The organism is Meiothermus sp. (assembly GCF_025056915.1).
In the GTDB taxonomy this organism is placed as follows: domain Bacteria; phylum Deinococcota; class Deinococci; order Deinococcales; family Thermaceae; genus Meiothermus.
Map to the genome: position 1 here is coordinate 1 of NZ_JANWVH010000081.1, position 13,161 is coordinate 13,161.

Below are 13,161 nucleotides of genomic sequence, written 5' to 3' on the forward strand. Positions count from 1 at the left end.
CTCCTTCCGCCGGGCCTTGAGGATCTCCCCGTAGCGGGCCATGAAAGCCTCGATGTTTTCCTCAGCACCCTCGAGGCTAAGCCGCCCCTCCTCTTCCACCAGCTGCACCCCGGCCATTTTGGCCGCCTGTAAAAGCTCCAGCGCCGTCATATGTAAACCCTCCTCCTTTCCGGCCACACGTAGGCATGAGGGGCCTCCCCCTGAGCCATAAGCACCACGCCCTTCCTGGCCCGGGTGAGCCCCACGTAGAAGAGGCGGTGCAGGGTGTCCGGGTGCTCCCTGGCCGCCTTGCGGGTGTAGCCCGGCCAAAGATAGACCCAGTCCGCCTGCCCGCCCTTGACGCTGTGAATGGTTCCAAGCCAAACCCTGGCCTCCCCCTTTAGAACCGCCTCCGGGTTCCGCAGGGCCACGGCGAGGGCTTGCCTGAACCCCTTGGGCGCCTTGCCCAGGAGGTGGTCCAGGAGCCAGGACGGGTTGCGCCCGATGGCGTGCTCCCGGTGGCCTGGGGCAAAGACCGCCCAGATGGGGTGGCGGTCGTCCAGGCGCTCGTGGTCGGGCAGGGCCTCGATGGCTTTTCGGGCGTCCACCGCCTTCACAGCGAAAATCCCCGCCTGCACGTAGGGGGTCCAGGCCTTGAGATCCGCCCCCACCCGATGGGGGAAGAGGAATGCCCGGGCCTTCTCCCACGCCCCCTTGGCCCCGCTGGGGAAGAGGTTGAGGCTGTGCCGGTTGGGGGCGTAGGGGTTGCCGTAGGGCTCCCCCCGGAGGAGGCATTGCTCCTTCAGCGGGTCCAACAGGTACTTCGCGGTGGCCAGGAAGAGGACGCTTTCCCCAGCCCGCACCCACTCCAGGGCGTCTTCTACCGCAGGAGCGGGCCGCCTGGGTTCCACAGGTAGGCGCACCACCGCGCCCTCCTCCTCCCGGGGGGCGTACTCCTTCTCCGCCCGGCGGCCCACCCGGCGGATCACCGCCTGGGCCAAGGCCTGCACCTGGGCAGGCACCCGGTAGGACTGGGAGAGGACCAGCTCCCCCGCCACGGGCACGGAGAGGAAGGAGGAGTCGTCCGCTCCCATAAAGGCATAAATGCTCTGGTCGTCGTCTCCGATAAGGGCGTAGCGGGCCCCCTGAGCCCACTTGAGGACCAGGCGAAGCTGAAGAGGAGTGAGGTCCTGGGCCTCGTCCACCAGGAGGAAGCGCACCCCCAGGCCGCCCGGCTGAACCAGGGCGGCCTCCAGCATGCCGGGGAAGTCCACCACCCCCTGGGCGTACATCCAGGACTTCCAGGCCTCGTAGAGCCGCACCTGCTCCTCCGTCCACTCCTGCATGGGGGTAAGGGTGTTCCGCAGGTAGACCAACTGGTCGTAAAGCCGATCCCCATAAGGGCGGTTGTCCTCGTCTTCGTAGGGGTCCATCGCGTCCAGGAGATCCACCCCTCCTTTTATTCGGGGAGTGATTCGCCAGGCATCTGGGACGCGGGCGTCCCAGTCCTTCAGGGGCTCTGCGGCTGTGGCCAGAGGAGGCCTCCCGATGGCCCGGTAGGCCAGGGAGTGGATGGTGCCCAGGTTCTCCTCGGGGATCCTGCCCCCAAGCCTCCCGGCAAACTCCCGGAACGCCGCCCGGGAGAAGGAGCAGACGGCGATGTCCTCCCCGGGCACGCCTTCTTCCAGCAGGGCCTGGATCTCCTGGGCCAACCAGGTGGTCTTCCCCGTCCCTGGAGGTCCGTAAACCCGCAGGCTAGGGCTCGAGGACAAGGCGGACTTTGCCATTCCCCACCTCCTTCTTTGTGAAATCAATCTCTCCCTTTGAAGGCTTTTCCTGAGTTTCGCTCTCAGAAGTGTGTTTGGGTTCATCAAGTCTAGTCACATAGTCAGATGATTTTGTCCATGTGACTAGACTGTTATCGCCGTCCTGGACGGAGTTTTCTTGAGGTCTAGTCACATAGTCAGATACTTGCGATGGAGTGGGGGCGATTTTTTCTCCGACTATGTGACTAGACCCCTCATTTTTTGCGTCCTCGACGGGGCTAAACCCTCTAGTCACTTGTTCAGGCCATCCGACTATGTGACTAGGATTTTGACTGGGTTCAAGTTCCTCACCCAGCCCCCGGGCCCACTCAGGCAAGAGGGTGCTGGGGATGAGCCAGTACCGCTTGGTGCGGTTTCTTCCCTCCTTCCAGACCTGGAGCTTCCGAGCTTCAGCGCCGTAGCGGCGGAGGAGGAGGGCCAGAGCCCGGGGCTGGATTTTGGCCCCCCGGCTGTCGCCAATCCAGGTGGCCATGTTCACGGCGTTCACCGCCACCTCCCCATCGGGGGTGATCACCGGAAGCTCCAGGCGCAAGTGGGCTTCGTAGTTTTGCGGATCGGACGCCTGGGCGGGGGAACGTTCCTCCAGGTACGCCTCCAGCCACGCCCGCAGGAGATCCAGCTCCTCCGCCTCGGGGGCTTCCACCTCCTCAGCGGCGTCCAGCACCGCCTGGGCCATGCTGTCCCAGTAGCGCTGGTCCAGCCAGCGGGGAAGCACGTTCAGGCTTTCCACCACTTTGGCCCGGAAGCGGCGCTGGGAGAGGAGAGTGTCCACCGGGCCTAGCTCCACCCGTCGGCCTTCCACCACCATGGCGTAGTGCACGGGGGTGGAAAGAACCCGTAGTACCCGCTCCACCCCGGGGATCCACTCTCGCAAACGACTCAGGGCCTCCTCCCTGGGCAAGCGCTCTGGCGGGGCCATGTTCACTTCGCCCACGGCGGCACCACCCCCTTCCTGGGCTTGAGCCCCAGTGCCTGCTCAGGCTTGGAGGCCGGTTTACGCTTGCCGGCCTCGAGGCCCGAGCGCAGTGTGCGCTCAGCCTCCTTGCCCCCGACCCCTACCGTCTGGGCCTGCCCCAGCACCAGCTCGCGGGCCTCTCCCTCGCTGATGATCTCCCCGCCCACCAAGCGCCCCAGTTGGTAGGCCATGCGGTTGAGGGCGTTGTTGCGGTTGCCCTCTCTGGCCTCAGCCTGGAATCCGGCCACGATCCGGGCCAGGGCGGCCTCGGCATAGCGTCGGATGCGGTGACCGGGGTCGTCCTGATGGCTATGGCTTTTGACGTAGCCAACCAACCCACCCCGGAGGTACTCCGGGCCATAGCGGGCCACTAGATGTACCTCAGAAGGGCTGAGCAGGTAACCCTGCTGGCGCTGGGGGTGCCAGGCGGCCAGCAGGGCCCCGTGCTCGAGCAGGTCTGCCGAGGACTGCACCTCGTAGCCCTCCATCTCCAGGGCCAGCCGGGCCCACCGCACCGCTTCCGGCGAGAAGCTGTGCCAGCGCCACTCATTGGGGGGGTTGTCAAAAAGTGCGCGGTGGGCCATAAGGTCACCAGGGCGTCGCTGCTACCGGTTTGGCTTTCTTGCGTGGGATGGGTGCGTAGCCGGTGATGACGTTCACCTCTCGCTCCTGACCCTGCTTTTTCGTCAGGGTGAGCAGTACCGAACGCCCCGGAGCGCTCACCTCATCCTCGCCCATGCGGATTTTGATCCCTTTCACCGGCTCCGAACCCTCGACGAAGAACAGGGGCAGCTTTGCCAGGTCTTCCGTGCTGGCCACCGTGGGGATGTCCATGTCCAGCAGCAAAGCGTCCTCGGGGCCAATCACCCGGCCCCACAGCGCCCCCACCACCGACCAAAACTTGCTCTTCTCGTTCCAGGCCAGGCCGTACTCGCCGCTGGGGAGGCGGCTTACCGACGGGAGGTTTACCAATGCAGACAGGCGGCCCTCATCATCTTCGAAAATGAAGCGGAGGGTCGGCTTGGGCTCATCGGCAAACTTGCTGTTGATCCGCCCGGCCTGGATTTCAACCAGGCTAAACTCATAGGTGCCCGGCTCCCTCAGCATGAACTCTGTGTGCTCCTGCGGCTTGATTCCTTTGAAGATTCCCATATTTGACCTCCTTGGTCGTGTTTTGGGCTTCCAGCCCTGGTGCCGGGTTGATCAATGGCCCAACCCGGCAAAGCCGTCAGGGGATGTAGACCCCCCGCCCGCTATTGAGCGCTTCACCCAGCGGATCCGGGCTTTCCTGTTCGCGCTTAACTGCTTGTAGCGTCCTCAAAACGGCTTTCAGCACCTGATAGTGGCGCTGGGCGTCCTGGGGTTTGAGTCGGCCCTGCTTGATGAAGTGCGGGTAGGCGTTTTCCCGCATGGCCAGCTCGTAGGCCACTTCTTTGATTTGCTCGTCGAGCGTGCACTCGAGGTCAGGCAGTTGTTTGAAGTCAGATCGGGTCATGAGCAACCTCCAGCTCATACGGCCCCGGCCCCAGCTCGACCTCGGAAAGGTTGATGAGCCCCAACATGGGCCGGGTGTGGTGGGGCCGCCAAACCACCAGGCTGCCCGATGGTTGAGCGTAGAGCCGAACGGTTTCCTTGCGGGTGTTGCGCAGGTCGAACTCCATGCGCGGGTGTTTGCGAACCGCTCGAGCGACATCCTCTGGCGTCTGCAACACAGTTTTCATGGCTCCTCTCGGAGAATCCGCTCGATTTCAGGCCGGAGGAGCTCCGATGTCATCACAACTGCAGCGTGCTCTTCCGCCTGATCCAGCTCGTATCGAATCAGGTTTATCAGCCGGCGCACTTCCGCCAGGTTGCCACCCGGCGTGGTGGCTACCAGCCGGGCCTGGGCGAAGAGGCTCGAGGCCTGGAGCAACCGGCGAATCATCTGCTCACGGGCGGTCATGCTCGCCTCCAACCACCAGGGCCGAGTAGACCACCGCAGCGCTCAGCAGCATGGCGAACATGAACCCATGCGCCGCCGCCATCAGCCAGTTACCGTGGCCTGCAGCTACCAGCGTGGCGGGCAGAAACAATGCCGCGCCGAAGAGGAGCAGGCAGACGATTGCACGCGGAATCATGCAATCCTCCAACTGGCCACATCCGCTGCCAGCCACTGGTACGGCCAGGGCTGGCCGGGCAGGCTGCTATTGGCGTAGTAGCGCTCGATATAGCGAGCCAACAGCAATGCCCGCCGAGGATCGCGCCGGTACAGCTCCACCAAACGGCCCACCAGCCCATCCGGGTTGGCCTCGCGCCACTCGCGAATGGCGAGGGCCTCGAGCTCGTAGTTGCACTCGATGCCTGCTTCCTCCGCAGCGATGCGCCCCTCGCCGCCGCACCAAGGGCAGCGCACATCGCGGGCGTCAGGAAAACAGCCAGCCTGGACAAAAAAACGAGTGCCCCCAAATTGGGTGATGTATCCATTCCCGTAGCATTCAGGGCAAACTAAAACGCTCATCGAACCCTCCTCAACACTGCTGGCTCCTTGTGGGGCATGGGCCGGAGATAGAACCCATGGCCGCCCTCAGAGCGGATAGCCGCCGGAACCTCAATGACCCTGGGCTGTGGCTGGCTGACGTAGCAGCTAGCCACCAGCCAGGCCAGGAGCAGCAGGCCCCCAAGCAAAGCGGGGTGGGGCCTATTCATGCCCCACCCCCGGCAGCCCGTGGGCCTCGCGAATGAGCCGTTGCAGCGTTTCCAGCGCAAAATCCTCGCGCTCATCTTGCTGTTGTGCTTTCCACGCCGACTTCGCGGCATACCGAGCCTCCCCGCGCTGCACCAGCAACGCGGCGGCCTGGTCGCTGAGGCGCTGGATGCGGCCAGCAATGATTACGCACTTAGCCATGTTTCACCTCCACCAGCTCGTACCCGCACTCGGCGTGGCAGACCAGGCCCCAGCTCGCCACCCAATCAGGCCCGTACTCCTCGCCGCACTCGATGCAGCGCCACCGGCGGCCCGCCATACGAAGCGCCCGCTGCGCAACACGAAGCGCGCAGCGGGCCTCGAACAGCGCGTCGTCTGCCTCCTGCCATTCAGGGGTGCCCGGCGTGTACTGGCTGCGCATTTGGCGCATCCGTTCGACCTGCCCCTGGTGCAGGGCTACCTTTGGGTCTTGTGCTATACTGTTCTTGACCATAAAGACCTCCTCCCCCCGGCCCATCCGGGGGGTTGGCTTTTCATCGGGTGGCTACGCCCTCCCGTTGAGCCCGTGTTGAACGCCTGGGCCGAATGGCCGTGCGGCTGGTGCTGATGCGGTCACCTGCGAAGTCCTCCAGGAGCCGCTCCAGGTTCTTGGCGCTGATTACCGCTACCCGCCCCACCCAGGTGAAATACGAGGGGTGGTTGCGCGCCACGTACTGCCAGGTGTCCACGCTGATGTCGGGGCAGAACGTGGAGAGTTGCTCGAGGGAGTAGAAAGGGTTGCGCGGGTTCTCCTGACGCACCGTGACCGGGTGCGACGCCATCTCCTCCCGGATCAGGGTGCGGAAGGTGTCCTCGAGGGTCATGGGGTGGCCTCCTGTTTGGTGTCAGTCAGCAGTGCTGCTGATAGTTCAGACATTGAAATATCCAGCACTTGAGCAATCTTTTTCAATGTCGAGAGGCTGGGTTCCCCCAAGCCTGTCTCGATTACAGCGACCAGCGAACGGGAGACTCCAGCCATTTCAGCTACCTGGCTTTGGGTTAAATCTCGTGCTCGTCGCGTTTTTCTAATAAGCCTGCCTAAACTGCTCATCTATCAATAATACTGACATACCCCGTGCAAATAGTCAACACTTCTGACAGCATGTCAGCTACACTAACAGCAAATGGAGGGGGTATGGTCTTGGTAGAAGACCGGGCGGCGGCGGCTATCAGAAAACGTATCAAGGAACTGGGATTATCCCAACCTAAGCTTTCTCGCATGGCAGGCAAAAGTGCCTCTTGGTTGGCTACGCAAGTCTTAACAAACCCAGAAAGTTCTATCAGGTACATCTGGGCAAAAGAACCCACAACCCTCGAGCGCCTTCTTCGCGCCCTCCAGTGGACGCCTGAGCAGTTCGCAAAAGAAACAGGCCTGGAGATTCCCAGCCTTTCCCGCCCTGTCGATGCTCTCCCAGTTCGGCGGTATCGTATCCCTATAGTGGACGCCGGTGCTGGGTTGCCAGTGTGGAACGAGGGAGGGGAGTTTGTCATCCTCGACCTACCCGAGCTACGCGGCAAACCTGAGAGCGAGCTGTTCGCGGTACGGATTCAGGGCGACAGCATGAGCCCCACCTATCTGAATGGCGACGTGGTGGTTTGTTGGACCCAGGGCCAGCCCGAGTCGGGCCGGGTGGTTGCGGTGCACCAGCACGGCGATGGGCTCATTATCAAACGACTGCAAATGGTGGGTTCACAGGTCATGCTGTATTCGGACAATCCAGCGTATCCCCCTATGTTGCTGGGAGAATACGACCGGGTTTACGGAGTAGCCCTGGGGATGTGGAGGCCGGTGAGGTAATGAACAGAACCCTCTACTTCGGGGATAACCTCAAAATCCTCCGAGAGCACATCCCCGACGAATCCGTAGACCTCGTTTACCTGGATCCTCCCTTCAACTCCAAAGCCGATTACAACGTCATTTTCAAAGAGCACGCGGGCAAAGGGCCGGGCGCTCAGATCACCGCCTTCGAGGATACCTGGCACTGGGGGTACGAAAGCGAGGCCACCCTGCGCGAGGTGGTGGAGCGGCATGGAAACCTGGGGGAGTTTCTGGACTACCTGGTGCGGATTCTGGGCAAGAACGACCTTTCAGCCTACCTGGTGATGATGGCGGTACGCTTGCTGGAGCTTCACCGGGTGCTCAAACCCACCGGAAGCCTTTACCTGCACTGTGACCCCACGGCCAGCCACTATCTGAAGGTCATCCTGGATCAGATTTTTGGCCCGGGCAACTTCCGCAACGAGGTGATCTGGAAGCGTACCAGCGCCCACAACGACCCGCGCAAGTGGGGAAGGGTGCATGATGTTCTGCTGTTCTACAGCAAGGGTGAGACCTACACCTGGAACCCGGTTTACCTCCCCCACGAAGAGGACTACCTGACCCGCTTCCGCAGGCAAGACCCCGACGGGCGACGCTGGACGGATGGTGACCTAACCGCCAAGGGCCTCACGGGCGGCGGCTACGACTACGAATACGAAGGGGTTCGCTCCCTCTGGAGGGTGCCTCTGACCACCATGCAGAAGCTGCACGAGGAAGGGCGGCTTCACTTCACCCAGGACAAGGCCGGGAATACCATCGGCATCCGGCTCAAACGCTACCTGGACGAACTGCCAGGGGTTTCCATCCAGGACACGATTACCGATATCCCTCCGATAAACTCCCAGGCCAAAGAACGCCTGGGCTACCCTACCCAGAAACCCACCGCCCTGCTCAAGCGCATCCTCGAGGCTAGCTCCAACCCCGAAGACGTGGTGCTCGACCCTTTCTGCGGCTGCGGTACCGCCCTGGCCGCCGCCGAGGAGCTGGGGCGCGCCTGGATCGGCATTGATGTCACCCACTTGGCCATTGCCCTGATTCAGAACCGGCTGAAACGAGACTATGACCTGGACGCGGGCAAAGATTACCAGGTCGAGGGCACCCCTCAAGACCTCTCGAGCGCCCAGTTCCTGTTCGAGAAAGACCCTCACCAGTTCCAGCTTTGGGCCGTGGGTTTGCTGGGCGGACAGCCCTACGGCGACCCCCGTAAAGGCAAGAAGGGCGCTGACACCGGGATTGATGGGGCCATCTTCCTGAACACCGGAGCCAAGGTGGAGAAGCTCATCGTGCAGGTGAAGGGAGGGAAAAACGTCAATGTGAGTGCGGTTCGGGACTTGCGGGGAGTGGTGGAGCGAGAGAAAGCTCGAGGCGGCATCCTGGTAACCCTGGCCTCGCCCACCCAGCCCATGAAGCAGGAAGCTGCTAAAGCAGGGGTGTACAGGTGGGGCACGCAGAGCTTCCCTGTGCTCCAGGTGCTCACCGTGGAGGAACTGTTGGCTGGAACCCGCCCCCAGTACCCCCAGGGCCACCAGAACGTGAGCCTGGTAAGCAAGCCGGTGCCTCAGAAAAAGCAGGGCCAGATGCCGCTGTTTTGAGAGAAACCTTCGGGCACTCGGGCGAAAGCTCGAGTGAGGATTGAAACCAGCGAGCCAAGAAGAAGACGCTTCAGGTTTTTGAAGGGCTCCTGGATGTCATCAAACTAGATGGAGACGCCCACCTGCGGGAGCTTATGCTAAAACCCCAAGACTACTCGGGTAAAACGGTAGATTTCAACTACGAGGTAGAACTGCGATCCAAGCTTCTGGGTTTATTTGGTAAGCGGGTACGACTGGCAGTGGAAGAAGAGTCTTCCGAGGTAGAGCTTGCCGAAGAAATTTATTGAGCAGACTAACCGCCGCAACTCACCCGGCGCCGGAACGGTGGACTACGAACCAACCCGCTTTTGTTACCGGGCCCGGGTTGCAGTAGGCCATACCCCGGAGGGAAAACTTAAGCGCCTGGTCAAGCGCTTCTACCTGCGCGATTACCCTACGGCCAAGAAAGCGGAGCGGGCGGCCTGGGACTGGGTGGAGGAAACCCGCACCCTGTACCGCAAGGGGACGCTGCTCGAGCCTTCTACTGCCACCCTGGGTGAATGGCTCGACGAGTTCGTAGAAAGCAAACGGGCAGCCGGTAGGGGTGCGCGCACGGTGCAGGACTATGAGGACGTGTTCGAGCGCCACGTGAGGCCCCACTTGAGCCATTTGAGGCTGCAAGCCCTCACCCCGGTGGCGGTGCAGGGCTGGGTGAGCCGCCTGCGCGGCCAGACCACGGCCAAGGTCGTTTGGCGGGCCTGGTACTACCTCAAGCTGGCCCTGAACGAGGCGGTGCGCCTTGAGCTGCTCCACCGCAACCCCGCCCAGGCGCTGGCCCTCCCTCGCCCCGAGCCCGAGCAGCGTCGCCGCTGGACGGCGCAGGAGGCGGCCAAGGCCCTGGAATATGCACGCGAACATGACCCCTTTTGGCACAACTACATCACCATCGCTTTATCCACCTGGCTGCGCCGGGAAGAGATGCTGGGTTTGCGCTGGGCTTGGGTCAATCTCGAGGAGGGCTATCTGGACGTCAACGGGGCCGTTGTCTACGTCAAAGGCAAGCCGGTGGCGGTGCCGCCCAAAACCCGCGATTCCCGCCGCCGGGTCTGGTTCCGAGAAGATGCTAAAGCGGCTTTCGAGCGTCAGCGCGAGCTGGTAGAGGCCATGCGCAAACGCCCCGCGTTCAAAGACGAAGACCTGGTGTTTCCGTCGGTTCGTGGTGGCCCTAGAAGCGAAAGCACACTACTGGAATCCTGGCGCAAGTTCTGCCTGGCCGCCGGCGTGCCGTTTATCTACCTTTACCGTCTTCGCTCGACTGCCATCAGCCTGGCCAAGTCGACCGGCCTGCCTACCCGCATTGCAGCCCGCCGGGCCGGCCACTCCCCCGTTGTTCAGATGCGCCACTATGACGAAACAGAAGAAGAAGAACAACGCCTGGCCGCGCTGAGCCTCGAGGAGGTACTCCGATGACCTTTTGGGCTCAACATGGGCCCAAGCATTTTGGGCTCAATCAGGCAAAGTTGATTTTTGCGTGTCCTGCATGGTGCCGGGAATGGGACTCGAACCCACACGCCCTTGCGGGCAACGGATTTTAAGACTGACCAAACATTATTTGCATTTAACTACAACCGGTTACAAAATGCTGTCTCAAACCACAAGGCCTTCAAGTTTGCCTGCTTTGCTAAAGTTGCAAATAACAGCAAATAAGTGCAATAACGTGGGCTCAACATTGGGCTCAGCGCTTGAACAACTCGAACCCCGCCGCCAGCACCCCCCCGACAATTAGCCACAAGACTGCTTGCAGCAACTGGCTGTGGGCGCGTTGGGCCTCGATTTTGGCCTCGAGCCGCCCCAGTGCATGGTGAATCTCAGCCAGAGACTCTGGCAATCCTTCAAGCGTTTCCAAGCGCCTGGAGTGTTCGTCAAGCAGTGCATTGTGTCGCTCCCTACTCGATTCGAGACGCTCCAGGCGCTCGTAAATCCGCTGCATTTCCGGCTCCATTGTTTTTCCCAACCTCAAGCTAGCGCCATCGAAAGCCTATGTTCATCGCCCATCGCCAGCTTTCCAATCCGCCCACACTACGCCCCAACTCGAGCGCGGCCCACCACTCCGGCCCGTAGTAGGCCAGCACGCTGTAGGGCGTGAGTTGGGGGCCGGGCCAACGCAGGTCGAGGCCCACCGCTACCTCGAGCCCCCCCCACCAACTCCACGCCACCTGCTCGGCGTAGCAGGCCAGGCGGGCGCTCAGGCCGAACTCGGCGCGGCAGGCCGCACGGCCCCCGGCCCAGGCGTTACCGCAACCGAGCGCGGTCAGCGTCAGCAGCAGTATTCCCACTCGGCGCACTGCCTCTCCCTGTGATCCCGCGTACCAAATCGATTCCACCAGAAGCCATTACCCCAGCGCTGAGGCCAAAAATCAGCCAGTCGGGGCCGAGATAACCCGCTAGCTTTCCTACATAGCCCAGAATTCCGCCCAAAGCAATAGACACTGCTACAACAGCCAAACCATCAAGTGCTTTGAGCACGTGCTTACGCAGCAGGGCCACTAGAGCCGCCACTACAGCAGCCAGCGCTGCAGTAGAGGCAAACCACTGGGAAAGGTCAGTGGGGATGCTCTCCGCTTGAGCAAACGCCAGTGAAAAGATAACAGCAGCCATGAACATAGCAAGTTTTTGCATCTTAACTCCCCTTATAGTTCGCCTGTTTGAGTTCGCCGTATTGCCGGCGCATCAGGCTTAGTAAGATTCACCACCAGTTGTTGCCAAACATATCGGTGTTCTTGTGTTGTTTTAGCCAGCAACGGAGCTGGATTTATGTAGTTCGCCAGTATCACCTCCCTTCGTAAGCCTGGCCAGTACAGTGCCGGCAACGGGCGAATGCGAAGCTCAAAGTGCAGGTGGGCCAGGTAGCGCCGGTGCCCACCCTTGCCGATGGAGCCAAGGGCCTGGCCGCCCAGCACCCGTTGCCCCGGCTCTACCACCGGCCAGAGAAGATGGGCGTACTGGGACCACAGGGCAGGCACCTCCCGGCCCAGCAGTTGTTCGGCTGCACGCGCTACTGCCTGATCGTGCCGAATCAGAACTACCGGGCCCCACACGTTGTCTTCCGCCACCTCCTCTACCACTCCGGGGGCCAGGCAGAGGATGGGATGACCCAGATCCGCATCTCCCGAGGTACCGGCCCGATTCAAGTCCACGCCTGGATGCTCTGCCCCTACCTGGCGTAGGTAAGCGGCATCTAAAAAGCCCGCATCTATGCGGGCCCATCTGGGATGACCTAGTGGATGGAAAAACATAATCAAATGAACTGGTATTGCATACCTACAGCAGGTACTGCTGCGCCGTTGATGGCGGAATATCCGGTAGTTGGAGCGTTAGAGGGCAAGGTTGAGCCGGATGTAAACCAGTAGACCGTATTAGCAGTCCCCAGCGAGGGAAGGGCCAGGGCGCGAGCGGCGGCCAACGCGATTGCGCGGATGGTGGGGGCTCCCGAAGTGGCAACAGCCAGCCAGTACAGCCCTGGTGCCAGATTCCAGGTCAAGCCTGTGGCCTGTTTTATGCCGGTAGTGCCGGTATCCAACCCCGCGGTGGAAAAGAGCAGATTACTTGGCTGCATGGAAAGGTTTGCAGCATAGATACCAATGGCAACGGTGCCAGCTCCAGCCGTGGTTACGTTGATGGCCACTGAAGTAATACGCAAAGATGCAGTCAAGACAAACGGCATCCAGTACACCCTGGAAGCGGTCAGGGCAAGAGTGGTAGCTGCTGTGCCTGAGAGTGCTAGCGGAACAACATAGTCTCTGACATCCTCCCCGTTCTGAAGAACAGGGGTTCCTACACGGAACTTTCAAGGTTGGAGTCTGCATGAGCCGAAACCCACACCTTTACTCCATCCAGCCCCTTCCCCACGGAAGGAGCCTGACCCTTATCGGGCCGGGCCGTGTCAGGCGGCCCATAGCGCAGCAGTCCAGCCGCTACGCCAATGCACTTGTTATCCCGGTACGCCGTGGCAAGGCCGTCACAGACGGTAGGCGTGGGGTTACCGTGCATGAATGCATTGTAGCACATCAGCGGATGGATGTGCTACACCGGGCTTCGCCCGGCTTCCGCTTCCTCCCCGCATTGAAATGCGGGGCATCCGCGAAAGGAGTTCTGTGATGGGGTAGGCCTGGTGGAGCCGTCCTTCCAGGGCGCGCCCGGCCCGTTTGCGGCCTACCCTCACCATGGGCACCGCCGGGTCGTGGCGCGTGTCAGACCGGGCGCCCTCCAGGCTCAGGTACAGGGTGGGC

21 protein-coding genes are annotated in these 13,161 nt (G+C 61.7%); 3 read left to right on the forward strand and 18 right to left on the reverse strand.

All coding sequences use genetic code 11. The features are described from left to right. Positions 1–146: 146 nt before the first annotated feature. The 13 genes from NZN28_RS11845 to NZN28_RS11905 form a co-directional block, all read right to left on the reverse strand. Entirely contained in the window at positions 147–1,766 is a 1,620-nt protein-coding gene (locus NZN28_RS11845) for an ATP-dependent helicase (RefSeq protein WP_295398438.1), read from the reverse strand. Beyond that, positions 1,735–2,679: a hypothetical protein gene (locus NZN28_RS11850; RefSeq protein WP_295398439.1), complete on the reverse strand. Its 945-nt coding sequence runs from the start codon at positions 2,677–2,679 to the stop codon at positions 1,735–1,737. The genes NZN28_RS11845 and NZN28_RS11850 overlap by 32 nt, the downstream gene beginning before the upstream one ends. A 47-nt stretch (positions 2,680–2,726) precedes the next feature. Then, positions 2,727–3,344, reverse strand: coding sequence for a hypothetical protein (locus NZN28_RS11855; protein WP_295398440.1), 618 nt, complete (start codon positions 3,342–3,344; stop codon positions 2,727–2,729). Between the two features lie 4 nt (positions 3,345–3,348). Beyond that, entirely contained in the window at positions 3,349–3,912 is a 564-nt protein-coding gene (locus tag NZN28_RS11860; RefSeq protein ID WP_295398450.1) for a hypothetical protein, read from the reverse strand. 76 nt (positions 3,913–3,988) lie between these two features. Then, complete coding sequence (locus tag NZN28_RS11865; RefSeq protein WP_295398451.1) at positions 3,989–4,255, reverse strand: hypothetical protein; 267 nt, start codon at positions 4,253–4,255, stop codon at positions 3,989–3,991. After that, the gene (locus NZN28_RS11870; RefSeq protein WP_295398453.1) at positions 4,242–4,481 is read right to left on the reverse strand and encodes a hypothetical protein; all 240 of its coding nucleotides are present in this window, start codon (positions 4,479–4,481) and stop codon (positions 4,242–4,244) included. Before NZN28_RS11870 ends, NZN28_RS11865 begins: the two co-directional genes overlap by 14 nt. After that, positions 4,478–4,702, reverse strand: a complete 225-nt coding sequence (locus NZN28_RS11875; protein WP_295398455.1) for a hypothetical protein — start codon at positions 4,700–4,702, stop codon at positions 4,478–4,480. The genes NZN28_RS11870 and NZN28_RS11875 overlap by 4 nt, the downstream gene beginning before the upstream one ends. Next, the gene (locus tag NZN28_RS11880; protein ID WP_295398458.1) at positions 4,689–4,877 is read right to left on the reverse strand and encodes a hypothetical protein; all 189 of its coding nucleotides are present in this window, start codon (positions 4,875–4,877) and stop codon (positions 4,689–4,691) included. The genes NZN28_RS11875 and NZN28_RS11880 overlap by 14 nt, the downstream gene beginning before the upstream one ends. Next, entirely contained in the window at positions 4,874–5,152 is a 279-nt protein-coding gene (locus NZN28_RS11885) for a hypothetical protein (RefSeq protein WP_295398460.1), read from the reverse strand. Before NZN28_RS11885 ends, NZN28_RS11880 begins: the two co-directional genes overlap by 4 nt. Before the next feature lie 285 nt (positions 5,153–5,437). Further along, positions 5,438–5,644, reverse strand: coding sequence for a hypothetical protein (locus NZN28_RS11890; protein ID WP_295398462.1), 207 nt, complete (start codon positions 5,642–5,644; stop codon positions 5,438–5,440). After that, on the reverse strand, positions 5,637–5,936 hold the full coding sequence (locus tag NZN28_RS11895) for a hypothetical protein (protein ID WP_295398464.1): 300 nt from the start codon (positions 5,934–5,936) through the stop codon (positions 5,637–5,639). The genes NZN28_RS11890 and NZN28_RS11895 overlap by 8 nt, the downstream gene beginning before the upstream one ends. A gap of 40 nt (positions 5,937–5,976) precedes the next feature. Beyond that, on the reverse strand, positions 5,977–6,306 hold the full coding sequence (locus NZN28_RS11900) for a hypothetical protein (RefSeq protein ID WP_295398466.1): 330 nt from the start codon (positions 6,304–6,306) through the stop codon (positions 5,977–5,979). After that, positions 6,303–6,533 carry a helix-turn-helix transcriptional regulator gene (locus NZN28_RS11905; RefSeq protein ID WP_295398468.1) on the reverse strand — a complete coding sequence of 77 codons (231 nt, stop codon included), beginning with the start codon at positions 6,531–6,533 and terminating at the stop codon, positions 6,303–6,305. The genes NZN28_RS11900 and NZN28_RS11905 overlap by 4 nt, the downstream gene beginning before the upstream one ends. Positions 6,534–6,701: 168 nt before the next feature. Between NZN28_RS11905 and NZN28_RS11910 the strand changes: the two genes are divergently transcribed. From NZN28_RS11910 to xerC, 3 genes are all read left to right on the forward strand, one after another. Next, a complete protein-coding gene (locus tag NZN28_RS11910; protein WP_295398484.1) occupies positions 6,702–7,280 on the forward strand; it encodes a S24 family peptidase in 579 nt (192 codons plus the stop codon). Beyond that, entirely contained in the window at positions 7,280–8,893 is a 1,614-nt protein-coding gene (locus tag NZN28_RS11915; protein ID WP_295398470.1) for a DNA methyltransferase, read from the forward strand. The genes NZN28_RS11910 and NZN28_RS11915 overlap by 1 nt, the downstream gene beginning before the upstream one ends. A gap of 267 nt (positions 8,894–9,160) precedes the next feature. Beyond that, positions 9,161–10,342, forward strand: coding sequence for a tyrosine recombinase XerC (gene xerC / locus NZN28_RS11920; protein ID WP_295398472.1), 1,182 nt, complete (start codon positions 9,161–9,163; stop codon positions 10,340–10,342). A 265-nt stretch (positions 10,343–10,607) separates the two neighbouring features. On the opposite strand, the gene NZN28_RS11925 is transcribed toward xerC, so the two are convergent. The 5 genes from NZN28_RS11925 to NZN28_RS11945 form a co-directional block, all read right to left on the reverse strand. After that, the gene (locus tag NZN28_RS11925; RefSeq protein ID WP_295398474.1) at positions 10,608–10,760 is read right to left on the reverse strand and encodes a hypothetical protein; all 153 of its coding nucleotides are present in this window, start codon (positions 10,758–10,760) and stop codon (positions 10,608–10,610) included. Between the two features lie 133 nt (positions 10,761–10,893). Beyond that, entirely contained in the window at positions 10,894–11,208 is a 315-nt protein-coding gene (locus tag NZN28_RS11930) for a hypothetical protein (protein WP_295398476.1), read from the reverse strand. Further along, on the reverse strand, positions 11,165–11,551 hold the full coding sequence (locus tag NZN28_RS11935; RefSeq protein ID WP_295398477.1) for a hypothetical protein: 387 nt from the start codon (positions 11,549–11,551) through the stop codon (positions 11,165–11,167). The genes NZN28_RS11930 and NZN28_RS11935 overlap by 44 nt, the downstream gene beginning before the upstream one ends. 11 nt (positions 11,552–11,562) lie before the next feature. After that, positions 11,563–12,168, reverse strand: coding sequence for a M23 family metallopeptidase (locus NZN28_RS14660; RefSeq protein WP_367275836.1), 606 nt, complete (start codon positions 12,166–12,168; stop codon positions 11,563–11,565). Positions 12,169–12,170: 2 nt separating this feature from the next. Beyond that, positions 12,171–12,596 (reverse strand): hypothetical protein, encoded by a 426-nt coding sequence (locus NZN28_RS11945; RefSeq protein WP_295398482.1) that lies wholly within the window; start codon positions 12,594–12,596, stop codon positions 12,171–12,173. Positions 12,597–13,161: the final 565 nt, after the last annotated feature.